General features: G+C 36.6%; 23 protein-coding genes and 1 pseudogene. 17 read left to right on the top strand and 7 right to left on the bottom strand.

Features of this window, described 5'->3' with window-relative positions; genetic code table 11:
- Positions 1–65 precede the first annotated feature (65 nt).
- From IGL48_RS08385 to IGL48_RS08375, 3 genes are all read left to right on the top strand, one after another.
- Positions 66–2,771, top strand: a complete 2,706-nt coding sequence (locus IGL48_RS08385; RefSeq protein ID WP_048949292.1) for a cation-translocating P-type ATPase — start codon at positions 66–68, stop codon at positions 2,769–2,771.
- A gap of 69 nt (positions 2,772–2,840) precedes the next feature.
- Positions 2,841–3,377 carry a GNAT family N-acetyltransferase gene (locus tag IGL48_RS08380; RefSeq protein WP_048949293.1) on the top strand — a complete coding sequence of 179 codons (537 nt, stop codon included), beginning with the start codon at positions 2,841–2,843 and terminating at the stop codon, positions 3,375–3,377.
- A gap of 69 nt (positions 3,378–3,446) precedes the next feature.
- The gene (locus tag IGL48_RS08375) at positions 3,447–3,887 is read left to right on the top strand and encodes a hypothetical protein (RefSeq protein WP_016615209.1); all 441 of its coding nucleotides are present in this window, start codon (positions 3,447–3,449) and stop codon (positions 3,885–3,887) included.
- A gap of 242 nt (positions 3,888–4,129) precedes the next feature.
- Here IGL48_RS08375 and IGL48_RS08370 read toward each other — a convergent pair whose 3' ends face one another.
- Positions 4,130–4,291 (bottom strand): hypothetical protein, encoded by a 162-nt coding sequence (locus IGL48_RS08370; protein ID WP_002357133.1) that lies wholly within the window; start codon positions 4,289–4,291, stop codon positions 4,130–4,132.
- Positions 4,292–4,324: 33 nt separating this feature from the next.
- On the bottom strand, positions 4,325–4,681 hold the full coding sequence (locus IGL48_RS08365) for a hypothetical protein (protein WP_048949294.1): 357 nt from the start codon (positions 4,679–4,681) through the stop codon (positions 4,325–4,327).
- Between the two features lie 179 nt (positions 4,682–4,860).
- On the opposite strand from IGL48_RS08365, the gene IGL48_RS08360 reads away from it, so the two are divergent.
- The 7 genes and pseudogenes from IGL48_RS08360 to IGL48_RS08330 all read left to right on the top strand — a co-directional run bounded on the left by IGL48_RS08360 (position 4,861) and on the right by IGL48_RS08330 (position 13,656).
- Positions 4,861–6,195, top strand: coding sequence for an FAD-dependent oxidoreductase (locus tag IGL48_RS08360; protein WP_002398453.1), 1,335 nt, complete (start codon positions 4,861–4,863; stop codon positions 6,193–6,195).
- Positions 6,185–7,651, top strand: coding sequence for a helix-turn-helix domain-containing protein (locus IGL48_RS08355; protein ID WP_002385844.1), 1,467 nt, complete (start codon positions 6,185–6,187; stop codon positions 7,649–7,651). The genes IGL48_RS08360 and IGL48_RS08355 overlap by 11 nt, the downstream gene beginning before the upstream one ends.
- Positions 7,652–7,927: 276 nt before the next feature.
- A complete protein-coding gene (gene glpK, locus IGL48_RS08350; protein ID WP_002357138.1) occupies positions 7,928–9,433 on the top strand; it encodes a glycerol kinase GlpK in 1,506 nt (501 codons plus the stop codon).
- A gap of 20 nt (positions 9,434–9,453) precedes the next feature.
- Positions 9,454–11,283, top strand: coding sequence for a type 1 glycerol-3-phosphate oxidase (gene glpO, locus IGL48_RS08345; protein WP_002369200.1), 1,830 nt, complete (start codon positions 9,454–9,456; stop codon positions 11,281–11,283).
- A 5-nt stretch (positions 11,284–11,288) separates the two neighbouring features.
- Complete coding sequence (locus IGL48_RS08340; protein ID WP_002357140.1) at positions 11,289–12,008, top strand: MIP/aquaporin family protein; 720 nt, start codon at positions 11,289–11,291, stop codon at positions 12,006–12,008.
- Positions 12,009–12,290: 282 nt separating this feature from the next.
- Positions 12,291–12,818 (top strand): annotated as a pseudogene (locus IGL48_RS08335) (5-bromo-4-chloroindolyl phosphate hydrolysis family protein).
- Positions 12,811–13,656, top strand: a complete 846-nt coding sequence (locus IGL48_RS08330) for a hypothetical protein (RefSeq protein ID WP_002369202.1) — start codon at positions 12,811–12,813, stop codon at positions 13,654–13,656. Before IGL48_RS08335 ends, IGL48_RS08330 begins: the two are co-directional and overlap by 8 nt.
- A 316-nt stretch (positions 13,657–13,972) precedes the next feature.
- Here the strand turns inward: IGL48_RS08330 and IGL48_RS08325 are convergent, their stop codons facing one another.
- Positions 13,973–15,481, bottom strand: a complete 1,509-nt coding sequence (locus tag IGL48_RS08325; RefSeq protein WP_002369204.1) for a helix-turn-helix domain-containing protein — start codon at positions 15,479–15,481, stop codon at positions 13,973–13,975.
- 118 nt (positions 15,482–15,599) lie between these two features.
- Positions 15,600–17,513 carry a PfkB family carbohydrate kinase gene (locus IGL48_RS08320; RefSeq protein WP_002390302.1) on the bottom strand — a complete coding sequence of 638 codons (1,914 nt, stop codon included), beginning with the start codon at positions 17,511–17,513 and terminating at the stop codon, positions 15,600–15,602.
- 146 nt (positions 17,514–17,659) lie between these two features.
- On the opposite strand from IGL48_RS08320, the gene rihC reads away from it, so the two are divergent.
- Genes rihC through IGL48_RS08305 form a run of 3 tightly spaced genes read left to right on the top strand, consistent with a single transcriptional unit; the run spans position 17,660 to position 20,491 of the window.
- Positions 17,660–18,613: a ribonucleoside hydrolase RihC gene (rihC, locus tag IGL48_RS08315; protein WP_202518443.1), complete on the top strand. Its 954-nt coding sequence runs from the start codon at positions 17,660–17,662 to the stop codon at positions 18,611–18,613.
- Positions 18,614–18,629: 16 nt separating this feature from the next.
- Positions 18,630–20,003 carry a C4-dicarboxylate transporter DcuC gene (dcuC, locus tag IGL48_RS08310; RefSeq protein WP_002374557.1) on the top strand — a complete coding sequence of 458 codons (1,374 nt, stop codon included), beginning with the start codon at positions 18,630–18,632 and terminating at the stop codon, positions 20,001–20,003.
- Positions 20,004–20,014: 11 nt separating this feature from the next.
- Positions 20,015–20,491, top strand: coding sequence for a GNAT family N-acetyltransferase (locus IGL48_RS08305; protein WP_010824777.1), 477 nt, complete (start codon positions 20,015–20,017; stop codon positions 20,489–20,491).
- Positions 20,492–20,718: 227 nt separating this feature from the next.
- On the opposite strand, the gene IGL48_RS08300 is transcribed toward IGL48_RS08305, so the two are convergent.
- Positions 20,719–21,747, bottom strand: coding sequence for a lactonase family protein (locus IGL48_RS08300; protein WP_002357153.1), 1,029 nt, complete (start codon positions 21,745–21,747; stop codon positions 20,719–20,721).
- Positions 21,748–21,938: 191 nt separating this feature from the next.
- Between IGL48_RS08300 and clpX the strand changes: the two genes are divergently transcribed.
- Together clpX and yihA are read left to right on the top strand one after the other, a co-directional pair.
- A complete protein-coding gene (gene clpX / locus IGL48_RS08295; protein WP_002357154.1) occupies positions 21,939–23,192 on the top strand; it encodes an ATP-dependent Clp protease ATP-binding subunit ClpX in 1,254 nt (417 codons plus the stop codon).
- Between the two features lie 97 nt (positions 23,193–23,289).
- Positions 23,290–23,871, top strand: a complete 582-nt coding sequence (gene yihA / locus IGL48_RS08290) for a ribosome biogenesis GTP-binding protein YihA/YsxC (protein ID WP_002357155.1) — start codon at positions 23,290–23,292, stop codon at positions 23,869–23,871.
- Between the two features lie 16 nt (positions 23,872–23,887).
- Here yihA and IGL48_RS08285 read toward each other — a convergent pair whose 3' ends face one another.
- Positions 23,888–24,040: an SPJ_0845 family protein gene (locus IGL48_RS08285; protein WP_002362024.1), complete on the bottom strand. Its 153-nt coding sequence runs from the start codon at positions 24,038–24,040 to the stop codon at positions 23,888–23,890.
- 177 nt (positions 24,041–24,217) lie between these two features.
- Between IGL48_RS08285 and yidD the strand changes: the two genes are divergently transcribed.
- Together yidD and IGL48_RS08275 are read left to right on the top strand one after the other, a co-directional pair.
- The gene (gene yidD / locus IGL48_RS08280) at positions 24,218–24,520 is read left to right on the top strand and encodes a membrane protein insertion efficiency factor YidD (RefSeq protein WP_002357157.1); all 303 of its coding nucleotides are present in this window, start codon (positions 24,218–24,220) and stop codon (positions 24,518–24,520) included.
- A 2-nt stretch (positions 24,521–24,522) separates the two neighbouring features.
- On the top strand, positions 24,523–25,404 hold the full coding sequence (locus IGL48_RS08275; RefSeq protein WP_002365792.1) for an ROK family protein: 882 nt from the start codon (positions 24,523–24,525) through the stop codon (positions 25,402–25,404).
- A gap of 40 nt (positions 25,405–25,444) precedes the next feature.
- Here the strand turns inward: IGL48_RS08275 and IGL48_RS08270 are convergent, their stop codons facing one another.
- Entirely contained in the window at positions 25,445–26,056 is a 612-nt protein-coding gene (locus IGL48_RS08270) for an FUSC family protein (protein ID WP_002366855.1), read from the bottom strand.
- Between the last annotated feature and the right edge of the window lie 38 nt (positions 26,057–26,094).

The following is a 26,094-nucleotide window of genomic DNA, read 5'->3' as shown; positions in this document are numbered from 1 at the left end:
ATTTATTTTTGATGAAATGTAAAATAGTACTTGAAGGATGCTGCAAAAAATAGAGGAGGAAGAACATGTCAGAAGAAAAGAAAACACAATTGTCTGAAGCGTTTTACGCACAAGACGACACAGTTGTTTTGGAGAAAATGAACACAACAACTGATGGATTAAGTGCACAGGAGGCTCAAAAGCGTTTAGAAACGTACGGGGAAAATGTGCTAGATGAAGGGAAGAAAAAATCACTTGCCGTGAAATTCTTTGAGCAATTCAAAGATTTTATGATTATTGTTTTATTAGCGGCAGCGGTCATTTCAGCCGTCTTTTCCCATGATGTGGTAGACTCGATTATCATCTTAGTGGTTGTTATCTTGAACGCCATCTTTGGGGTCATTCAAGAAGCCAAAGCGGAACAAGCCATTGAAGCATTAAAAGAAATGTCTTCACCAAATGCGAATGTTCGCCGTGATGGACACGTCATTACTGTTAAAAGTGATGAATTAGTACCAGGCGACATTGTTTTATTAGAAGCAGGGGATGTCGTTCCAGCTGATTTACGTTTATTGGAAGCGAATAGCTTAAAAATTGAAGAAGCAGCGTTAACCGGTGAATCTGTTCCAGTTGAAAAAGAAGTAACCATCTTAGAGGGAACCGATATTGGTATCGGTGACCGAATCAATATGGCTTATTCCAATAGTAATGTGACGTATGGACGTGGTCTTGGCGTTGTGGTTGGCACAGGAATGAATACAGAAGTCGGTAAAATTGCTGGCATGCTAGCAAGCGAACAAGAAACGGAAACGCCTTTAAAACAAAACTTAAACCAATTGGGTAAAATGTTAACAATTGCCATTTTAGTCATTGCAGCGGTGATGTTTGTGGTAGGAATGATGAATGGTCGTTCATGGATTGACATGTTATTAACGTCAATTTCGTTAGCTGTAGCGGCAATTCCAGAAGGATTACCAGCGATTGTCACGATTATTTTGGCTTTAGGTACCCAAAAAATGGCCAAGAAAAATGCGATTGTCCGTAAGTTACCAGCCGTTGAAACATTAGGAAGTACAGATATTATCTGTTCAGATAAAACAGGTACGTTAACCTTAAATCAAATGACCGTTGAAGCGTTGTATACAGATGGTCAAGTTTTATCTGCTTCCACAGAAATCCCTGCCGATAATATGGCTTTAAAAATCATGAACTTTACGAATGATACAAAAATCGCTCAAGATGGTTCATTAATTGGTGACCCAACAGAAACTGCCTTAGTACAATTTGGTTTAGATCATGCGTTTAATGTAACCGAAAAAGTAGCAGCTGAACCTCGTGTGGCAGAGATTCCTTTTGACTCTGATCGTAAATTAATGACTACTGTTCATGAATTAAAAACAGGTGGCTTCCTAGTTTCTGTCAAAGGTGCACCAGATGAATTATTGAAACGTTGTACGGAAATCTTATCAAATGGAGAAACAAGTCCATTAGATGAAACAAAACGTCAAGAAATTTTGAAAACAAACACCTCATTAGCGAAACAAGCCTTACGTGTTTTAGGAATGGCTTATAAATATGTTGAGACGATTCCAGCCGAAATGAGTTCTGAACTTGTGGAAAAAGATTTAACATTTACTGGTTTAGTCGGTATGATTGACCCAGAAAGAAAAGAAGCTGCAGATGCTGTAAAAGTCGCGAAAGAAGCGGGTATTCGTCCAATTATGATTACGGGTGACCACCGTGATACAGCAGAAGCAATTGCGGCACGTTTAGGCATCATCAAAGAAGGCGACGACGATGCAGTCATTACAGGCGCTGAATTAAATGAATTGTCAGATGAAAAATTCGCACAAGTCGTGGGACACTACTCTGTCTATGCTCGTGTTTCACCAGAACACAAGGTTCGGATTGTTAAAGCGTGGCAACAAGAAGGAAAAGTGGTTGCTATGACTGGTGATGGCGTAAATGATGCCCCAGCCTTAAAAGCTGCTGACATCGGGATTGGTATGGGAATTACCGGAACAGAAGTATCAAAAGGTGCTTCAGATATGGTCCTTGCCGATGATAACTTTTCAACAATTATTGTAGCGGTAGAAGAAGGACGTAAAGTCTTCTCAAATATCCAAAAAACGATTCAATATTTACTTTCAGCTAACTTAGGGGAAGTATTAACCTTGTTTATTGCAACAATGCTCAATTGGGATACCTTGTTACCTGTTCACTTATTGTGGATTAACTTAGTAACAGATACTTTCCCAGCGATTGCGTTAGGTGTGGAACCAGCAGAACGTGATGTGATGAGCCATGAACCTCGTGGTAAAAAATCGAACTTCTTCTCTGGCGGCGTTTTAAGCAGTGTTGTTTATCAAGGGATTACGCAAGGGGCATTGACTTTGATTGTGTACAAAATGTCAATTATGTTCCCAGCACATACCGCAGCTAACACAAACTTATCGGCGCAAGCGTTGTATGATTTACAACACGGCGATGCTTTAACCATGGCCTTCGCTACTTTGGGATTAATTCAATTGTTCCATGCCTTTAATGTGAAGTCGATTTATCAATCAATTTTCAAAGTTGGCTTATTCCGCAACAAATCATTTAACTATGGGATTCTTGTTTCGTTCTTGCTATTAGCTGCAACGATTGTTATTCCAGGATTTAATGATTTATTCAGCGTCACACATTTAGATGCATATCAATGGGCAATTGTAGCAGGTACTTCTTTTGCTATCATCCCAATTGTGGAAATTGTGAAGTTCTTCCAACGTAAAGCAGGTAAAGGTGCTTAATAAATAAGAAAAGAAAATTGGCTGGTACTTAAACCAGTCAATTTTTCTTTATGTAAGGAGTGAAAGGGCTTGAAACGGAAAATTATTTTCGAAACACAACGACTTATTGTCAGAGAATGGCAGTCGAAAGATGAAGTGGAATTGAAAAAATTTTTGCAAGATGAAAATGTGATGTATGCTTATGAACACGCTTTTTCTGATGAAGAGGTCGCAAACTGGCTAAAGTGGAACTTACAGTCCTATCAAGAATACGGCTACGGCTTATGGGCGTTAGAGAAGAAACGAACAGGCGAAGTCATCGGCGAGTGTGGTCTCACCAATCAATTAGTAAAAGGTAAGAGCTATCCAGAAATTGGTTATCATTTATGTGTGAAAGAATGGCACAAAGGGTATGCGATTGAAGCTGCCGCAGCGACAAAACAGTACGCATTCGATGTATTAAATTTTCCAGAAGTTATTTCAACGATTCGTGATACGAACGTAGCCTCTATGAATGTCGCTATTCGAAACCAGATGCTTGTTAGGGATCGATACATTAAAACATATCGTGGCAAAACGATGCCTCACTATGTTTTCTCTGTTAAAAATCAAAAGAATAAAGACTGAAAAAGTGCCACTTGTCAGATGGAATAGAAAAAGTGTAAAATGGAGTGAAAGAGAAAAGGGAAAAGAGGGATGGTTATGAGACCAAATTTAGGATTTTACGTTCAAACAATTAATGATATCGTTAAAACAACAGAAGATATTGGCGAAGTCATGAATCCATATTACGAAGAAGTTCGTCAAGCGATCGATAAGAATAAAGTGAATGATTTAACAGCCGAACGAATTGCAGAAATTCAAGCAAAATTTAAAGAAGGTACTGAAAAATATGAATTAATGCTCAAAAAAGTCGGAACATTAAAACCAACACCACAAGTACTTGGTATTCACAAAAAATTTCAACATGCTTATACAGAATATGTAGCAGGATGCAATGAAATGATTTTAGCAACAGATCCAGAAACAGGTATTGATGCAGATTTATTTAATACTTCAGAGGAAAAGCAGGATCAAGCAACGGATGAATTAACCTTTGCCATTACGCGAATGAGCAACATTCTTTTGAAAAAATAAAAAACTAATAAAAATAACTAACGAATTTAATATTTTTTTCATGTCTTTTTTATGGACAAAAGAGAAAGTGTATTGTATTATTAATTCATACCAACAACAACCTTTTTATTTTTCATTTTACTCTTATTGAGTAAATACTCCTTTTCCATCGGCAAAACTGCCGGTGGTTTTTTTTGTTATTTTTTTTATTTAATAATAAAACAACCTTTGATTTTATTAAAATCAAAGGTTGTTTTAGCTTGTTAATTTTCAACATTTCGCACATAATCATCAAAGTATTGAATTAACTCTTTCTTGATTTGTTGATAATCTGCTTCAGAATAGTTCTTTTCTTCTAGCGTACCATTAAAAAATGGCAAATTTAGTTCTTCTTTTAAACGTTCAATCACTTCTTCTTGCTTCATAAGGACCCCTTCTCAACGAATTGTTCTCTTCTATTATAGAACATTGTAGTCATCCGTCAATTGTTCAAAGGCAACTTTCATTTCCTCTAGACGTTCATTCAATTGATTGGTTTCATCTTCTTCATTGAAAAAATGTTGTTTTAATTCAAAATAAAAATTTTCGAAGGCTTGGAAAAAAGGCTCAGACTTGTTGTTTTCAAGAGCAGGAACACTTGTGTAGAGAACACGAGCGCTATGATAGTAAGTAAAAACCTCGTTAATATTTAATAAAATACGCGCTTCTTCTGGGCGTGGTCGACTTGTAACTAAGTCATGTAAAGATAAACTTTTTGTATGGGTTTCAGATAAATAAAATAAAAATAGTTCCAATTGCTCTTTTGTTGCAGACATGAAAACTCCTCCTCAAACAGTAGTAACATTTATTATAAATGAAAATGAAAGTGCTTGAAAAGCAATGCGCTCAGCAAAAATAATTATTTTAAGGGAAAACTATAGTTGTTGCTTTAGCATTCTTTTTAATCATGATAAACTGAGAGAAGTATAATAGGTCCTGACAGAGGAGGAAACAAATGAAAATTGTGATTATTGGTGCATCATTCGCAGGTATTTCCGCAGCAATTGCTTCAAGGAAAAAATATCCCCAAGCAGAAATTTCTTTAATTGACAAACAAGCAACAGTGGGGTATTTATCTGGTGGCTTAAGTGCGTATTTTAATCATACCATCAATGAATTACACGAAGCACGTTACATAACGGAAGAGGAATTACGTCGTCAAAAGATTCAGTTGCTTTTAAATAGAGAAGTCGTGGCAATGGATGTTGAGAACCAATTGATTGCTTGGGCACAAAAGGAAGAGCAACAGTGGTATTCTTATGATAAATTGATTTTAGCGACAGGCGCGAGCCAGTTTTCCACGCAAATTCGTGGTAGTCAAACAGAAAAACTACTCAAATATAAATTTTTATCAGGTGCTTTAGCGGCTGTTCCATTACTGGAAAAGAGCCAGACAGTAGCCGTCATTGGTGCAGGACCCATTGGAATGGAAGCTATTGATTTTCTTGTGAAAATGAAGAAAACGGTCCATGTCTTTGAAAGCTTGGAAAATCTATTGCCTAAATATTTTGATAAAGAAATGGTCGCAGAAGTTCAAAAATCTTTGGAAAAACAAGCAGTAATTTTCCATTTTGAAGAAACGGTCCTAGGAATTGAAGAAACAGCAAATGGTATTGTTCTTGAAACAAGCGAGCAGGAAATTTCTTGTGACAGTGGGATTTTTGCTTTAAACTTACATCCTCAATTAGCCTATTTAGATAAAAAAATTCAACGAAATCTGGATCAGACAATCGCGGTGGATGCTTATTTACAAACTTCAGTGCCGAATGTTTTTGCCATCGGAGATTGCATTTCAGTTATGAATGAACCAGTCGCGGAAACTTTTTATGCTCCGTTAGTGAACAATGCGGTACGAACTGGCTTAGTAGTCGCCAACAATTTAGAAGAAAAAACACACCGATTCATTGGCTCTTTGCGAACAATGGGAACAAAAGTGGGGGACTATTACCTTGCTAGTACAGGTCTAACCGAAACGGAAGGTTTATTTTTTCCGCAAACACTTGCTTCCGTAATTGTTAGACAGCCAGCGCCGCCTCTACAACATGGGACAGAAATTTTAGGCAAATTAATCTATGATAAAGTGACACAACGGGTCCTTGGGGCACAGCTTTGTTCAAAAAACAATTGTTTAGAAAAAATAAATACGTTAGCATTAAGTATCCAAACAGGTCAGACACTGACAGACCTATTACAAAAAGATTATTTTTATCAACCTTCCTTAACCAATATTTATGATATTACAAATTTGATGGGTGCTTCGGCTTATTGGAGAGAGAACGATGAAAGTTGAGACGTTATTAGAAAAGAAAGCGATGCGACAATTATTAACGGTGCAACAAACCATCTTAGCAGGCGGCACCTGCTCAGTCTCTGATTTAACAGCATTTTTAGCGGTCACAAAAGCCTCCTTTGAAAAAGACTTAGAGGATTTACATTATTTTTTGAAACCTTTTGGACAGGATTGTCAGCTTACTTATGATGGCCAACAGCTATCAATCACCTTATCGGATTTTTTTTCGTTGAATCATTTAATTGAAGCATTTGTAAAAGAGTCTCTTAAATTTCAACTTTTAGATTATTTATATCGTAATAAAGAGTTTTCTATTGTTCAATTAACGACTAAATTTATGATTAGTGAGTCTTCTTTATTTCGAAAGATTAAGGAACTCAATCAATTGTTAGCCGCCTTTGATTTGCAAATAAAAAATGGACAACTACAGGGAGAAGAATTGCAGATTCGTTACTTTTACTTTCAGTTGTATTGGTATATTACTCCCTATGAAACACACCAGAAAAAAACGATGTCCCCGTTAAATAAACGGATAATTGAAGGGATTGAGACTGGCTTAGGTTTTACTTTTAATGAACATAATGCGTTAAAAGTTAGCCTTTGGTTGAGTATTACGAAAAAGCGCCTAGCGGTCACTTCAAAAAAATATCAACAATTGAGAAAGAAAATGATTGATTTTAAAGAAGATCCGTTATTTAAGCAAGTTCGACAATTGTTTTTCCGTTTTTCTAGTCGCTATTCATTAGAATTAGACGAAGGAGAAAGCATGATTCATTTTGTTTTTCTAATCACAATGTCGGTCTTACCAGAATCAGCTTTTGATGAATATTCCTTAATTCGGGGACGTCGTTCCGCTGTTTCTTTAGCTGATACGTTTATCTTGGAAAATGTGGTCTTGTATTATCGGCCCCATAAATTTGAACCTACTCTTGAGAAAACCATGGCTTACTATTTTTCACAAATTCATGGAAAACTGTATTTTTTTAAAGGAGAATTGGAAGTCTTTGATCGGGCTCATATCTGGGAAAAAGAACAGCAATTATCTAGTCGGGAATTAGCTTCTTTTTCAACAACGTTATTAGAAAAAGCTTTAGCTTGTTTTGATGAAACGTATCAACCAGGAGATAGTTTGCATGAACTTTCTCTGGTCAAATATTTAAGCGTGTTGGCATTAATTGAATTTAAAATGATTGGTGAAATAAAAATTGGAATTCATTTAGCAATGGATGCTCTTTATCAAGCGGCGTTAACACAAGTATTAATGCTTAGTCTTAAAAATATGAATGGCACGCTGGTGGAGAGGTATCAGCCTGAACAAACATATGATTTAATTGTGACCAATTATCAGCAAACGAGCTATCAAGGAACACCGGAAGTCTATGTTTTGTCAGAATTAAGTTCGACCTATGATGTGCAACAATTAAAAAAGAAAATACGCACCTTGCGGGAGAAATAAACAAAAGGTTGGTGTGACGGAAATTGTCTGATCCTCGCACCAGCCTTTTTACAACTAAAAGTCGAAAATTAGGCTTTTTTAAACAAAAATGTTTCTTTTTATTGAAAAATTAGAGATAATAAAAGTATTATTGAAAGCGTTGTCTTTGTTGGTTTTAGTAGAAATCCTTTCAATTTTTTTAAAATAAAAAAAGTTTTTGACATGTTTAGTTATTCTTTTGTTTGTAAGATAGGGACATAAAGAAAACGATTTCAAAAACGTTTAGGAGGAATTATCATGGCAGAAGAAAAATACATTATGGCGATTGATCAAGGAACGACTAGTTCTCGTGCAATTATTTTTGATAAAAAAGGAAACAAAATTGGTAGTTCACAAAAGGAATTTACTCAATATTTTCCTAATGCAGGCTGGGTGGAACATAATGCCAATGAAATTTGGAATTCTGTTCAATCCGTTATTGCAGGTTCTTTAATTGAGTCAGGAGTGAAACCAACGGATATTGCCGGAATTGGGATTACAAACCAACGGGAAACAACCGTTGTTTGGGACAAAGCAACTGGGTTACCCATTTATAACGCAATTGTTTGGCAATCACGCCAAACGACACCCATTGCTGATCAACTAAAAGAAGATGGCTACAGCGAAATGATTCATGAAAAAACTGGGTTAATCATTGATGCTTATTTCTCAGCAACGAAGGTTCGTTGGATCTTAGATCACGTAGAAGGTGCGCAAGAACGTGCAGAAAATGGAGAATTGATGTTTGGGACAATTGACACTTGGCTCGTTTGGAAATTAACGGGAGATACTCATGTCACTGATTATTCAAATGCAAGTCGGACGATGTTGTTTAATATCCATGATTTAGATTGGGATCAAGAAATTTTGGATCTTTTAAATATCCCACGAGTGATGTTACCGAAAGTCGTTTCGAACTCTGAAGTGTATGGATTAACAAAAAATTACCATTTTTACGGAAGTGAAGTTCCTATCGCTGGGATGGCTGGTGACCAACAAGCCGCTTTATTTGGTCAAATGGCCTTTGAACCTGGGATGGTTAAAAATACCTATGGAACAGGCTCATTTATTGTCATGAACACTGGCGAAGAACCTCAACTTTCTAAAAATAATCTGCTTACCACTATTGGCTATGGCATTAACGGCAAAGTATATTATGCCTTGGAAGGAAGTATCTTCGTGGCTGGTTCAGCGATTCAATGGTTACGAGATGGCTTAAAAATGTTGCAAACGGCTGCGGAATCTGAAGCAGTAGCCAAAGCGTCAACAGGGCACAATGAAGTTTATGTGGTTCCTGCATTCACTGGTTTGGGCGCACCATATTGGGATTCACAAGCGCGTGGGGCTGTCTTTGGATTAACACGCGGTACCACGAGAGAAGATTTTGTCAAAGCGACACTTCAAGCAGTTGCGTATCAAGTTCGTGACATTATTGACACGATGAAAGAAGATACAGGCATAGACATTCCTGTCTTAAAAGTAGACGGTGGAGCAGCAAACAATGATTTCTTGATGCAATTCCAAGCAGATATTTTAAACACTGCTGTTCAAAGAGCCCATAACTTAGAAACAACGGCCTTAGGCGCAGCTTTCTTGGCGGGCTTAGCGGTTGGCTTCTGGAAAGACTTAGAAGAAATCAAAGCATTCCAAGAAGAAGGACAACAATTTGAACCAATTATGGCGGAAGAAGAACGAGAAGATTTATATGAAGGTTGGCAACAAGCAGTAGCAGCTACCCAACAATTCAAACGTAAAAATAAGTAAATGGAAAAGGGGAATTTTCTATGACTTTCTCAATAGAAACACGCCGACAATCAATCGACGCTTTAAAAACACAACACTTAGATGTCTTAATTATTGGTGGTGGCATTACTGGCGCAGGCGTTGCCCTGCAAGCCAGTGCCGCTAAAATGAAGACAGGGTTAATTGAAATGCAGGATTTCGCAGAGGGCACCTCTTCACGATCAACCAAATTAGTTCATGGTGGTATCCGCTATTTGAAAACGTTTGACGTGGAGGTGGTAGCAGATACAGTGAAAGAACGAGCCGTCGTTCAATCCATTGCGCCACACATCCCTAAAGCGGATCCCATGTTATTGCCGATTTATGATGAGCCAAATGCAACATTTAATCTATTTTCTGTCAAAATAGCAATGGATTTATATGATCAGTTAGCTGATGTAACAGGTACCAAGTACGCCAACTATTTGTTAACAAAAGAAGAGGTTTTGGCACGTGAGCCACAACTAAAAAGTGAAGGTTTACAAGGTGGCGGTGTTTATTTAGATTACCGAAATAATGATGCTCGTTTAGTTATTGAAAATATTAAACAAGCAGTAGCTGACGGGGCACATGCTGTGAGTCGGGTTCAAGCGGTTGGCTTTTTATACAATGATGAAGGGAAAATTACTGGCATTCAAGCAAAGGACCTACTAACTGACGAACAGTTTGAGATTCACGCAGATGTTGTGATTAATACTACTGGTCCTTGGTCAGATAAATTAAGAGGCTTAGACAAAAATGATTCATTTACACCACAAATGCGTCCAACCAAAGGGGTTCATTTAGTTGTCGACAAAAGCCGTTTAAATGTTCCTCAACCAACGTATTTTGATACAGGTAAACAAGATGGCCGCATGGTCTTCGTTGTTCCAAGAGAAGAAAAAACATATTTTGGGACGACGGATACAGATTACCATGGAGACTTTCAACATCCAACAGTAGAACAAAGTGATGTGGATTACCTATTGGAAGTAGTCAATAATCGTTATCCAGAGGTACAATTGACAATTGATGATATTGAAGCCAGCTGGGCTGGCTTACGACCTTTAATTTCTGCTAACGGTGGCTCAGATTATAACGGGGGAAACAATGGCAAACTTTCAGATAAAAGTATTGATGAAGTCATTGATGTCGTTGACAGATACCAAAAAAACCAAACAGATAAACGAGAAATTGAAGAAGTCCTAAACCATCTAGAAGACAGTTTGGTGGAAAATAAAGTCAATCCTTCAGCTGTCTCTCGAGGCAGCTCATTGGAAAGATCAGCGGATGGCTTGCTCACTTTGGCTGGTGGGAAATTAACAGATTATCGTAAAATGGCAGAAGGTGCGATGAAAATGATTCAAACCATCTTAGCAGAAGAATACCAGAAAGAATTCACCTTAATTGATTCTAAAAACTATCCAGTTTCAGGCGGGAAATTGAACCCTGCAACGGTAGACGAAGAATTAGAAGCGTTGGCAAAACATGGCGTATCTAAAGGGTTAAGTGAAAAGGATGCACTATACTTAGCTCATTTATATGGCTCCAACGTACCAACTGTTTTTGAAATGATTGATGATGCCAAAGTAATTCCTGGTTTAACCTTAACAGAAACTGTCTCTTTAAACTATGCGATGGAAGAAGAAATGGCTTTAACACCCGTCGACTTTTTATTGCGACGGACCAACCACTTATTATTTATGCGTGATCGTTTGGACCAAGTGAAAGCGGGAGTCATTGAAGAAATGGCACAGCATTATCAATGGACAGCGGAAGAAAGAGCACGACACATTGAAACATTAGAAAAAGTAATTGAAGAATCAGATTTAAAAAATTTGAAAGTAGGGTGAAAAAAATGGGAACTTCGATGATGACACAATTATTCGGTGAATTTTTCGGAACAATGATTTTAGTTTTACTAGGGGATGGCGTCTGTGCCGCAGTTAACTTGAAGAAAAGCAAAGCCTTTGCTTCTGGTTGGGTCGTTATTGCTTTAGGTTGGGGCGCTGCTGTTACATTAGCTGTTTACATGTCTGGGTATATGAGTCCAGCGCATTTAAATCCTGCTGTAACAGTTGCGATGGCAATTACTGGAAACTTTGAATGGGGCATGGTTTTACCTTATATCGTAGCTCAAGTCCTAGGCGGTTTTATTGGTGGTTTAGTTGTCTGGTTAGCTTATTTACCCCATTGGAACATTACAGAAGACAAAGGTGCTATTTTAGGAACCTTCGCTACTGGTCCAGCTGTCCGTAACTATCCAGCCAATGTTTTAACAGAAATTATCGGCACATTTGTCTTGGTTTTTGGCTTACTAGCCTTTTCTCAAAACGACTTAGCGGCTGGCATTAACCCAATGCTTGTTGGGATTTTGGTCTTAGGACTAGGTCTATCATTAGGCGGACCTACAGGTTATGCAATTAACCCTGCACGTGATTTAGGACCTCGTTTAGCGCACCAAATTATTCCTGTGAAAACAAAAGGTGATTCTGATTGGGCTTATTCTTGGGTGCCAATTGTGGGACCTATCTTAGGTGCTTCATTAGCTGCAGTAATTTATTTATTCACTATTTAATAAAATGAAATGTAAATAGTTGTTTTAGACAATAAAAAACGCTTGTGAGAAGTAATCAATTCTTGCAAGTGTTTTTTGCTACATATTAAACCAAAAAAGATTTCGTTAGACATTTAGACAATTTGTCCAAATGCGGAACAGAACAATTTTCCTATATGATACAATAAAAGTGCACAAGTAATTGGGGAGTAACATTTCATACTTATTTGTCAATTTTAAGCTGGACAATGTGTTCAGTAATATATACTAATTTAAAAAGGAGTACATGATTTGAATGGGATAATGGTTTTGTTAGTGGGCGCTGGGTACATCGGTTGGGTTATTTATAGAAATGGTCGTACGTATTTCCGTTATAAAAAAAATCTAAAAAAATATCAAACGACGCACCATCTAACGGACAGTGACCTAGAGATGTATCAAAGAATTATGGACGAATTAAAAAAACAAATTATTTATTTAAACGAACTAACGAATAAGTCACGAAATTAAAAAAAAATTGAACAAGTAGAACTGGGTGTTGCTTCCGCTAAGGGCATCTTTAAACACTTAGTGAAGTATCCAGAAGCAATTACTCATTTTAGTGATTTTTTATATCATAAGGTACCAGAGATTTTACGAGCATCAGAACGGTTTTTAAGCATTAAAGAAGATAAATTGTCAACAGAAGAAATAACCCTTGCAACCAATGGTATCTTAAGTACCATACGAGTGTTGTCGGAAAGTATCACAGATGATTACGAAAAATTAGTCTCCGAAGCATCTGAGGAAATTGCCTTATCAAAAAAATTAGTGGAGAGAAAAAATGGCTAAACAAAAGAATTTTTATGATACATATGATGCGCTTTTTCAAAAGCCAAAATGGTCGTTTTTTCCTGTCACAAGAACAGACACAGTAAAGCAACTTCCTAACCCAAATAAAAAAGTGGTAAAACCACAGACGAAAAAAAAGAAAAAACAAAAAAAGAACAAAAAAATTATTTGGATAGGCATTGCTGTAGCAATTGGCTTTATAGTATATATTGATCTTGCGGAGAAAGATGATTATTGGGATTACTCCGCTTCATCAGAAGATGTTTATCCTTTAAAAGAAGCTGGACTTACCACAACTGGACCTGTTGATTTAGAAAAACCACTAAAAGTCACAATAGAAGAAAATAAACTTTTATTTAATCAAGGCTACCAAATAGAAATTATCGGCGATGCCGATATTGAAACCAGTGGCGGAAAGAACTTTTTAATTTTACCTTCTACAGAGGAGTATCCAGATACAAAATATCTAGGCAATATCAGTTTTTATGAAAAAAGAGACTATTATACATCGGCAGGTATGTACCTTTCTGGCAATCTTGTCAACAGTCTTTCTGATTATTTGGATACAAGTAAAGAGTTTATCAAAGCATACCCAATTGATAAAATTGCTGATGTACAAACCGGCTATATTTTAAAACGGAATCAAGGATATACAGACATCTCAAAATATTATCTCTTTAAAGATGGAACAGGATTTGAATTAGAAGTCTCTGTTGACCAATTGGAAAAGGTCAAAGATCCCAAAGACTATTCTTCTTTTGTAAAAACATACGCAAAAGAAGTCGCTTTTATAGAAAAAAGTTTTAAATTTGAGTCTACTGATGAGGAATCTCGATAGAGAAAATAGTTTTCAGCTTCAAGTAGCGCCTAGCAATACCTTTGTTGAAAAAATGTAAGAGCCTGAGACAAAAATCACTTTGGATTTTTGTCTCAGGCTTATAAACTGATCAGCGGTGGAAGCGTAGCACTTTAAGGACTGAAGTACGACGTGTACCCACTTACTAGATTGTCTTTGAAGGTAACGTAGAAAAGAACAGCAATATACAAGCGACCTACAAACTATTTTCTGTCAGACTAAAACTGGCAGAAGTGGTTTGTAGGTCGCTTGTTTTCATTATGGTTGGTGAGACAAGTTAGCGCTTGTGGTGTTTGTTTTAATATTGCAAATCAAAAATGGCGATACTTATTTTACTGAAAATTAGTTCCCAATCTTCTCGGGTTAATTCTTCTTCTAAAATGTAAATTCGGTCTATTTCTTTTGGTAAATCAAATAAGGGATAGTCAGTAATCACAATATCACAACTAGAAAAATCGGTTCGTTCAAAAATAATATCCTCACTAAATGCTTGCTTGATTTTCATCATAATAAAGCTAGCAATGTAAAAATCGCGAGAATATGCAACACCAATTTTAATTTTTTTGCGGGGACTATAGTGCTTATAAATTCGTAACAACAATTCACATGTCCAAATTGGGTTCTCCTGATCCTTAAATCTTAACTGATAAGAGGAATGCGCTGAAAAATTTTGATAAAAAGCATAAATTTCTTTCTGTAAATCTTTTTGATAAGTACTATTTTTATTGACTAAAAAATCTAGAATTGCGGTATTTGGTTGCTGTGAAATAAATAATTGGTTATAGATAATATTTTTAAATAAAATAAGTAAGAAGTAATGACGATCAAATTCACGCATTTTTGGAATTTGAAAAACTTCGCAAAAATTGGTTAATAAAGAATCAACGTAGAAATATTCTGGGCAAGAAATTTCATTTAGAGCAGCCAGTAAATCTTTGGCTCGTTTTGCTGAATCAAAATTATCAATGGCAATGGGTGCAATGATATCTACAACCCGCTGTTGATCTTCTGAAAAATTTGATTGGGAACAAAAAATAGTTTGTTTTGAGTCTGAGAAAAGCCTTAAATAAGGATGTTCTTCAAATTCTTTTTGGAGATCATCTTCACAAGTATATGGAAAGCGATATTTTGCGATGTGTAAAAGTAAATTTAATTTTAGTAGAGAAGCGTGTTCCAAGCGTTCAAGAATTTCTGGTTTAATATGCTGCGTCAGTATATCTTCAAAATAAGTAGAGGTATAACGTGGTAAGGCTAAGGTATTTAAAAAGATGGTCCAGTAGACATCAAGAAAAGCATATAGGACTTGAAATTCAGAACCTGTAATCACTTTACTCGCCGAGGGGGAAAAATGGACGGAAATTCCATACAAACCAAATAGTTTATTAATGTTATTTAACCGTTTGTAAATGTAAGATGAGCTAAAATTAGTTTCTTGACTCACTTTCCAGACAGAATTGTTTTCTTTTTTGATAATTGCTTGAAAAAGAATGAAGTCAGTAGAATGGACGCAGTAATAATTAAATAATAAAAAATAGTGGGAAAGAAAATCATTGGAAGTCGTATGTAATGAAATTTTTCCGTGATGTATCTGAATCTCTAAGGTATTTTCAGGAAGGGTTGCTAAGTCTTCTTGAATTTCACGAAGATAAATTGATAAATTTTTAGTAGAAAGATCGAATTTTCGGGCAACACTAGATAAATCAAGGTTTGTTTGTTTTGCTAAGTATAAAAAGACAGCCAATTTTTTTTGTGTTTTCTTTGAAAGTAAAAATGTTTTTATGGCATCTTGTGTTTTGATGAGACTCACTCCTTAGTAATAACTTCTCTTTTATTATAATAGTTCGCCTAATAAATTGTAATAAAAAAGAACAATTCTCATTGGTTTATGAGAAAATAACAAGATATTCAGCAGGAAAACACCTGTGTCAGTCGACACAGGTGTTACGATGAGCAAAAAGAGCGGGTTCTTTTTTTATCAAATAATTTTCCAAAGTGACGTGATCAACTAAAGAATCAATCACCCCTTCTTTAGAAACTGAAAATCCTGCAGCCTGAATTGCTATTTGAATGGCTGCTTCAGTCGGATAACCTTTCGAAAGATAGGAGGCGAGCGCGCTGATAAAGCTGTCACTGGCACCAGTGCTATCCACAGCTATATTTTCTGTTGCAGGAAAATAGTGGCACACTTGGTGTGTTTTTAATAACACGCCTTTTTTTCCTAAAGTAACAATGACATTTTTTACGCCCGTTTCTAAGAAGTACGCCGCTTTCTCTTCTAATGTACCAGTATCTGGTTGAAGTTCCAATAATTCATCTTCATTGGGAATGAAAAAATCAACCTTTTCTAGTATATTCACTGGAATATGATGAATAGCAGCTGGTTTTAAAATAATCGGTACCCCTGAATGTTGGGCGATTTCACAAGCCTTTTCTACAGCAGACAAAGGAATTTCTGTTTGAATGAGACAAAAACTGGCATCCATAAATAGGTGTTTTTGCTGTGCGATTTTTTTAGGTGTAAGCGCTGTGTTTGCACCAGGTAAGATTGAAATCATGGAGTCGCCGCTTGTCTCAACATAAATATAAGCTTGACCAGTCTCAGTATCTTGAATACGTGTGATACCATCTGTCGTAACGTGGTATTTTTCTAATTCTTTATATAAGTAATTCGCATCTGTGTCTGAGCCTAAACAACCAATTAAGGTGGCCTGATGCCCCAGTTTGGTTAAGCCAACAGCTTGATTTAATCCTTTTCCGCCGGGGAATTTAGCATAGCTAGACAGAAAATTTGTTTTGCCGTTATGTGGTAAATTTGTTGAATACAGATAATTATCAACGTTTAAACTACCCACTACAATCATTTTGCTATGTGGATTAACACTAGACATGCCTAATGTATTTTTGTGATCTAGCACCAATTTTTCAGCCTCATTAATCAAGGCTGTTTTTTCTTTGCGTTTGTTAAGCAATGATAAGGCTAACTGGCTGCCAAACGTCTCTGTATCTAATAAGACGGAAGAAATATGATCAGGTAAAAATGAACGATCAATTTTTCGCTTAATTGCGAGTAAAGAGTAATTATCGGGGGTTCGCAAACCGCTCTGCTTTAAAAGCTGTTCCAAAAAAACAGCCTGGGTATAGTCATCAGTAAGGATACCCGTAATCCCATCTGTGATAAGCTGATTACTGAAATCAGCAGGGATAGTAGTTAAAATATTTTCTTTACTAAAGGGTAAATTGACATCAAATAAGGCTTTTTTATAGCCTGCAATAATTGCTTCTTTATATTTTGGGTTAGTGACGAAATAACTAATTTTTTTATGGTTATTCTGTAATAATTCTTGGGTTAAAACATAACTAGCTTCTTCATAAAGCCCCGCTAGAGAAGGTAATTCGTTAGTTGAGTGATTGACGAAATAGTAAGGAATCGTTAATTCTTCTATAAATTTCGCGTATTGTTTACTGTTTTCATTGATTGGGTCCCAAATAATGCCACTGGCTTGTTTTAAAGTTGGCGAGGTAATATTTTTCAGTTCTTGTTCTAAACTACCGTGACTATTTAAAATCAAGCAGTTATAGCCATTTTCTTGAGCTTTATCAATAAAGCTCGTAACCCAAGCCTCAAAAGTTTCATGGCTATTTAATAATAACACGAAGGTTTTTGTAGTACTATTTGTGACGAGATTTGCTGAGTAAGGTGTGTAGTTGTAATCTCGAACGATTTTTAAGACACGCTCACGGGTTTCTTTACTAATAGTTTGATCTTTATTATTTATAATTTTGGATACAGTTGAAGCGGAAACGCCAGCTAATTTTGCAATATCTTTAATATTCATCATTTTCGTCCTTTCACTGAACTCTTTTTTATAGTAAGCATTCTAAAAGCAGAAAGTCAAGAAAAAGCCTAATTATTTATTATTTAGAAATTCTGCTTGACTTTTAATGAAAGCGCTGTTAATCTCAAATTAAGAAAACGTTTCCGGAAATGTTTTTCCTAAATGTGAATGGAGGAAGAAAAATGGATACAAAGAAAAGACCGATCATTATTGATACGGACCCAGGAATTGATGATGCTGTAGCTTTAGCGATTGCACTGAATCATCCTAACCTAGAAGTTCGCTTAATAACGACGGTTGCAGGGAATGTAGATGTAGAAAAAACAACAAATAATGCCTTGAAACTTGTCGATTTTTTTGGGAAAAAGGTTCCTGTAGCCAAGGGGTGTAATTGTCCGTTACTTATTCAATTGGAAGATTCTGCTGAGATTCATGGGGAGAATGGCATGGATGGCTTTGAGTTTCCGCAACCTATCTCTACGTGTTTAGATATTCATGCAGTGGAAGCTATGCGAAAAGAAATTCTGTCTAGTGATGTTCCTTTGACCATTGTTCCAATTGCTGCATTAACGAATATTGCTTTGTTACTGACCCTCTATCCAGAAGTCAAAGAAAATATTGCAGAAATCGTCATGATGGGAGGCTCATTAGCAAGGGGAAATACAAATACAAGTGCCGAATTTAATACGTATGTCGATCCACACGCTGCACAAATTGTTTTCCAATCAGGTGTCCCGCTAACAATGGTAGGATTAGATGTTACAAGTCAAGCTGTGTTAACGAATCATGAAGTAACAGCCATCAGAGCGCTTGGCAGAGTGGGGGAAATGTTTTATGGTCTTTTCCGTCATTATAGAGGCGGCAGTTTAACTACAGGTTTGAAAATGCATGATGTCTGTGCGATTGCTTATTTAACTTCACCAGAATTATTTGAGACAACTGAAACGTTCATTGAAGTTGCTTTGGAAGGTCCAGCTGCGGGAGCTACTGTTGCGGATTTAAAAATGAAGTATCATAAAAACACGAATGCCGTTGCCTGTATAGATGTAAACGTTGAAGCTTTTCAAAAATGGGTTGTCGAAAAAATGAAAGCGGTTAATTAACTGAAGGAGGATAAGTATGATTGAAAGTTTATTGGTATTGGTCGTTTTAGTTGTTGTAGCCTATTTGATTGTAAAAAATTATCATCCCGCACTCAGCTTAATTATTGGTGCGCTTGTTCTACTTGCATGTGCATGGATGTTAGGACATCCCATTTATCCTGCAGGAGAAGGAACCGGTTTTGGATTATTTGATATTTTCTTGAAGTTTAAAGATACAATTATTGCACAAGTGAGTTCAGCAGGAATTGTAATTATGATTCTTTTTGGTTATTCAGGCTATATGAATGCAATCGGGGCCAATCAGATGGCTGTCAACTTTTTGGTGAAACCATTAATGAAGATTAAACGTAAATCGTTATTTGTCCCTGTGGTCTTTTTAATTGGAAATTTAATGTCACTAGTAGTTCCTAGTGCATCAAGCTTAGCGATTATTTTAATGTCTATATTATATCCGATGCTAGCCAGCATGGGGATTTCATCATTAACTGCTGCAGGTGTGATTGCAATGACGGCAACTATCATGCCAACACCTTTAGGCGCGGATAACGTAATCGCCGCAAATACCCTTGGTTATGATGTGTTAAATTATGTTGTATGGAATGCCAAAATTTCGCTGCCATCGTTATTAATCATTGCGGTTGCACAGTACTTCTGGCAAAAATACTGCGATAAAAAAGAAGGTGATGCTGCCTATGTCTCATTAAATGAAGAAGGCTTAAGCAAACAAAAAGAATTTGATGTTCCTAAATTTTATGCAATATTGCCAATATTACCGCTATTATTAATTGTTGGAGTGGGAATCGCAGGAATGTTTATTAAAGGAATAACGATGGATATTTTTGTTCTTACATTTATTTCTTTCTTCATTGCTGTATTGGTTGAGACGCTTCGCTTGAAATCTTTTAAAAAGGTTCAAGATACGGCTGTCGAGATGTTTAAAGGAATGGGGCAAGGGTTTAGTCAAGTTGTGATGCTTGTCGTAGGCGGTTCATTGTTCACGTCTGCGATTCAAACGTTAGGAATTATTGATAGTATTATGGCATCTGTCGAAGCATCAAGTTCAGCAGGAATTGTCACGACCTTAATTTTCAGCGGTGCAACGACCCTTTTTGGAATTTTAAGCGGTGGTGGACTGGCAATGTTTTATGCGGTTATCGAACTAATCCCTGGAATTGCCGAAAAAGCTGGGATTGATGGCATCTTAATTTCCTTGCCAATGCAGATGATCGCGAATTTAACTAGAACGATTTCTCCTGTAGCAGCAGTTGTCATGATTGTCGCATCAACAGTAGGAGTTAGTCCCATCAGAATTTTAAAACGGACGAGTGTACCGACCATCATTGGCATTATTAGTGTGATTGTCTTGTCGATTCTATTGTTACCTTATTAAGAGAATAAACAATGAAAATTAGAGTGGCTGATGAGAAAGAGTTACCGATGATTCTTCAATTTTTAACAGAAGTAAAGGCATACATGGATGTTGTGGGCATTACACAGTGGACAAAGGACTACCCTTCTCAAGAAGATATCCAAGAAGACATTACAAAAAAACGGTTGTATTTGCTAGTGCACGAAGAAATGATTTTTTCAATGGCAACGTTCTGTATGGAGCAGGAACAAGACTTTGTTTGGTTAAAGCGCTTTGCAACTTCGCCTAATTATATTGCCAAGGGTTATGGCAGTTTGTTGTTCCATGAATTGGAGAAACGAGCAGTCTGGGAAGGAAGACGTAAAATGTATGCTCAAACTAATCATACAAACCATAGAATGATTCGATTTTTCGAAAGTAAAGGGTTCACAAAAATTCATGAATCTTTACAAATGAATCGCTTAGACTTTGGCTCTTTTTATTTATACGTTAAAGAATTGGAGAACTAATCCATCGTTTAAAATAAGAAAACAGGGAGCGTGGGACAAAAATCACTTTGGATTTTTGCTCCACGCTCAAAAACTGATAAACGGCGGGAACAGAAGCAACTCCTTCGGAAATAAGCCGAAATTCTCCAAAAATTAAAGAACAATTTTCGGAAATTCCTTCTTATTTCTCGGAGTTAAACGCTTCTGTCCGGACCTCCTGTTATTTTCCAAGGAAATAGTCAACTTAATTATACAAATAAAACACAAACACATTCGGGAACGGCAACATCTTTTTGAATCATTTCTAATAAGCCTGTTTCTTGGTTCCGACGATAAAGTGTTAAGTTATCAGAGTCTTGATTAGCGACAACGATGAAATCTTCAGAAGGATCTAAATCGAAATCTCTTGGAATATCGCCTTCTGTTGAAATTAATTGAATTCGTTCAATTGCTTCGCCGTTTTCTGAAACAGCATAGACAGCAATTGAGTTATGGCCACGGTTTGAAGCATAAAGGAAACGGCCATCAGAAGAAATACGAATCGCAGCACCACCATTAAACGCATCATAATCAGCAGGTAAAGTAGAAACTTTTTGTAATTCAGTGAAAGAACCATCTGTTTCATCATATGAAAGAACTGAAACAGTGCTATCTAATTCACCAAATAAATAAGCCAATGATTTTGTTGGGTGGAACACTAAATGACGTGGACCAGTCCCTGGCTCAGTCACGAATTGAGCGATTTCAGAAAGCTTTCCATCTAAGCTAACATTATACGTATACACACGATCGGTTCCTAGATCACAGACGACTAAGCGTTGATCAGGCGTCAAATCTGTGTAATGAACATGGGCATTGTTTTGGTTTTCATGAGGACCAGTTGGCTCTGTATGAATCACTTTGTCAGCATCTTCCAAAGAACCATCTTCTAAGATACGATACACGTGAACGATACCTTGGTGATAATTTGCTGCATAGACAAGTTGTCGGTTTTCGTCAACAGCTACATAACATGGCGGCGCACCTTCCTCAGTTACTTTATTCAATAAGTTAAAATGGTCCATTTCTGGTTGATAAGCGGCAGTGCCACCTTCACCGTCAACACTAGTGACGCTAAAAAGTTCGCCCTTTTGACTCAGAGCAAGATAGGTAGGACTCGTTTCTTCTAACAAAAGTGTCGCTTCTGTTAAACGACCTTGTGTCGTATCTAATGCAATTTTATAAATGCCTTGGCTGGCTCTTCGAGTATAGGTACCTAGTAAAATTTGTTCTAACATCACAATTCCTCCAATTTGTTTCAACACAATCACTTTTTATGAAAGTGCTTTTATATAATGTAGTATACCATAAGAAGTCTAAGAACAATAAAACTTTCTATCTGAGATGTTCGCATTTTAAAGTGGTTTGTGCTATTATGATGAGAGACTGTGATGACAGTCATTTTTTGATTTTTAGAGGGGTGACGAACATGTACGACAATACGGATAATAACGGGACCGTTCGTTGTTCATTTTGTGGGAAAACACAAGAAGAAGTAAAAAAAATTGTTGCTGGTCCGGGTGTCTATATTTGTAATGAATGTATTGATCTATGTAAAGAGATTATTGATGAAGAATTTTATGATGAAGCAGTCCGAGAATTAACGGATGTGCCAAAACCCCAAGAAATTTTAAATGTTTTAAATGAATATGTTATTGGACAAGAACGTGCAAAACGCACACTTTCTGTTGCTGTTTACAATCACTATAAACGTGTGAATCAATCAGAAACAGCTGCAACTCAAGATGACGTTGAATTGCAAAAAAGTAACATTTGTTTAATTGGACCAACAGGTTCAGGTAAAACTTTCTTGGCTCAAACGTTAGCAAAAACATTAAATGTACCTTTTGCAATCGCTGATGCGACCAGTTTAACAGAAGCAGGTTATGTAGGGGAAGATGTTGAAAACATCCTTTTAAAATTACTACAATCTGCTGACTATAATGTTGAACGTGCGGAAAAGGGCATTATCTATATTGATGAGATTGATAAAATTGCCCGTAAGAGTGAAAATGTTTCGATTACTCGAGATGTTTCAGGTGAGGGTGTTCAACAAGCCTTACTAAAAATTCTTGAAGGAACAGTTGCAAGTGTACCACCACAAGGGGGCCGCAAACATCCACATCAAGAATTTATCCAAATTGACACAACGAATGTTCTCTTCATCGTTGGTGGAGCATTTGATGGAATTGAAACCATTGTTAAAAACCGCTTAGGCGAAAAAACTATTGGTTTTGGTAAAACTAATTCTGCTTTAAATGAAGAAGAAAGCATCATGCAACATATTATTCCAGAAGATTTATTGAAATTTGGTTTAATTCCAGAATTTATTGGACGCTTACCTGTAATGGCTGCGCTTGATAAATTAACGAATGATGATTTAGTTCGAATTTTAACAGAACCGAAGAATGCCTTGGTGAAACAATATCAAAAATTATTGTCTCTTGATGACACTAAATTAGAATTTGAACCAGAAGCATTAAAAGCCATCGCAGCCAAAGCCATTGAACGTAATACTGGCGCACGCGGACTTCGTTCAATCATTGAAGAAATTATGATGGACGTAATGTTTGATGTTCCTTCAGATGAAAGCATTGAAAAAGTTATCATTACTAAAATGGCCGCTGAAGGTACCGGTAAACCAACAATTATTTATAACAAAAAAGATAAAGAAGCTGTATAAGATTGAAGCTGAAAACAGCTCTTTCGGCGGATCTCCGAAAGAGCTGTTTTTGTTAAGCTTTTGAATGAAAGACTGAATAGAAGAACGGAGGAAAACAATGAACGTACATAATGCAGAAATCGTGATTAGTGCGGTATCCCCTAAACAATATCCTGAATCTCAATTACCGGAGATTGCTTTAGCTGGACGTTCGAACGTTGGAAAATCATCTTTTATTAATACCTTGATTAATCGTAAAAATTTAGCAAGAACTTCAGGCAAACCTGGTAAAACGCAAACGCTAAACTTTTATTTAATTGAGGACGCCTTACACTTTGTGGATGTTCCTGGCTATGGTTATGCCAAAGTTTCTAAAACAGAACGTGCGAAGTGGGGAAAAATGATTGAAACGTATATCACGCAACGTGAGCAATTACGTGCAGTCGTTTCTTTAATTGATTTACGTCATCCGCCGACCCAAGATGATATCCAAATGTATGAATTTTTGAAATACTATGATTTGCCAGTTATTATTGTGGCAACTAAGGCAGACAAAATTCCGCGGGGCAAATGGAACAAACATGAGAGTGTCATCAAAAAAGCCTTGAATTTTGATAAACAAGATGACTTTATTATTTTCTCTTCTGAAACAAAAGAAGGAAAAGAAGCAGCTTGGACAGCAATTGAAAAATTTCTATAGAAAAAAACAAGCAAAATTACTCTTTTGCTTGTTTTTTTGCTTCTTCTTTTTTTGCTTCTTGTCGTTGTTTTGCCAGTTCTTCAAGAGGTACTTCTTTCTTTAATGGATCAACGGCGAAAGAATCGAAGAGTTTATCTAAGTCATTGGAACGTTCAAATTTTAATCCCATTTACTAAGCCTCCATTCCTTTTTTTATAGTGTAGCACGTTTTTTTTCATTTGGATAGCAACAGAAATGTAAGAATTCGTCATAGGTGCACCTGGTGTAATTTCTCGTAACTAAGACTTGCCAAACATGAAAAAACAAGCTATTCTTTAGTAAGAATTAGTTAGAAAGAAGGCACTTTATGAAAAATCCGTTAATCGGCGGTGTTCGTTTTTATCAACGATTTATTTCTCCAGGATTGCCTGCACGTTGTCGCTATTACCCAACGTGTTCACAATATATGATTGATGCAATTCATACACATGGAAGTGTCAAAGGAACAACGATGGGGGTAGCACGGATTTTACGATGTCATCCTTTTGTTAAAGGCGGCATTGACTATGTTCCGTTGAAATTTCGCTTGACGAAAAATCCTGATGAGACCTATCATGGACCGTATACGTATCGAAGAAATAAGAAAACAGAAGTAGAAAAGGATGGATAAATATGGCAATTTTAGCATTTGATCTTGGCGGTTCTTCCGTGAAATACGGCGTTTGGACAGGCAAAGAATTAACAAATCAAGGGAGCTTTCCAACACCTGGCTCTTGGGAAGAAATGAAAGCGCATTTATATTCGGTTTATGCAGACAAAAGAAATGAGTCGATTAGTGGTGTTGCTTTTAGTTCACCTGGAGTAGTTGACGAAAAAAGTCAACAGATTTTAGGGATTTCCGCCATTCCATATATTCATCATTTTAACATTTATGAAGAATTAGAAGCGTTGTTTGGGTTACCAGTGACTATCGAAAATGATGCGAATTGTGCTGGTTTAGCTGAGATATATGAAGGCGCGGCGAAAGGGAAAAAAGAAGTGCTTTTTGTCGTTATTGGGACAGGAATTGGCGGAGCGATTTTTCGCAATGGCGAATTGTACAAAGGCGCTCATTTATATGGAGGCGAGTTTGGACTGAACTTTTTAAGTAATGGCCAAACATTCAGTGAAATTGGCACAGCTGTCAAAATGGCTCAGCGTTATTGTGAACGAATTGGAGTCGAAAAACAGGCGGTGACAGGAGAAGAAGTTTTTGAACTGGCACAACGAGGGGATGAGGTTGCTCGCGAAGAAGTCAATAATTTTTATGATTATTTAACACAAGGATTATTCGGATTACAGTTTTCTTATGATCCTGAAATGATTGTACTTGGAGGCGGTGTTTCTGCTAAAGAAGGCTTATTAGCAGAGATTAATCGCCGGATGCTAACGCATTTACAGACCTTTGAATTAAAAGATTTTGTTCCAGAAATCGTGACCTGCCATTATCAAAATGATGCCAACTTGATTGGCGCAGCCGCCAACTTTCAAGCAAAAACGAATTGGGAACTATAAAGAAACAGCCGATTGTTATTCTCTTCAATCGGCTGTTTCTTTATTTATTTGCCTTGTCGTCAGTGTTTTCTTCTGCAGCAATCCGCGCTTGAACTTGTTGGCGTAAAGCTTCTAGTTCTTTTTCCTTCTTTTCTAATTCAGCTAAATCTTCAGAAATTTCATGGGCTTCTTCTGCTGGCTTAGGTTGTAAAAAGACGTTTAAACCAATCGCTATAAAGGTCCCAATGAATGTATCCAACACACGTTCCATTGCATATTGAAAGGAATCGCTTTGCGGAATACTTAAAGAAATCATTAAAAGTGTCGCAGTTGCAGAAATGATTCCAGCATTGTTATTAATCCCATCAGAAACAACGATGACGATAATGACTAAAAGTGGTAGTAGCATTAATTCTACTAAGTTTTGATTAGGAAAATAATCTTGTGCTAGTACATAAAGCAAAGCTAAAAAGCCACCCAATGTGTTTCCAATAATGCGCGATTTTCCAAAAGACAAACTGGTATTTAAATCTTGTCTTAGCGAAAAAACAGCTGCTAAACAGGCAATCATAGGTGAGCCACGATGGAAAAATTGAAATAAAAGAATACACAGCATGACAGCAATTGCTGTTTTTAACGTTCGCATGCCTAAACGAAATCGACCCACTATCATAAATATTCGCTCCTAAATAACTTTTCTCTTTAATGATA

The sequence above is a fragment of the Enterococcus sp. DIV1090 genome, from assembly GCF_050537975.1.
GTDB lineage: Bacteria > Bacillota > Bacilli > Lactobacillales > Enterococcaceae > Enterococcus > Enterococcus faecalis.
Note: the sequence above shows the minus strand (reverse complement) of the source record. Positions and strands in the feature narration are given on the sequence as shown.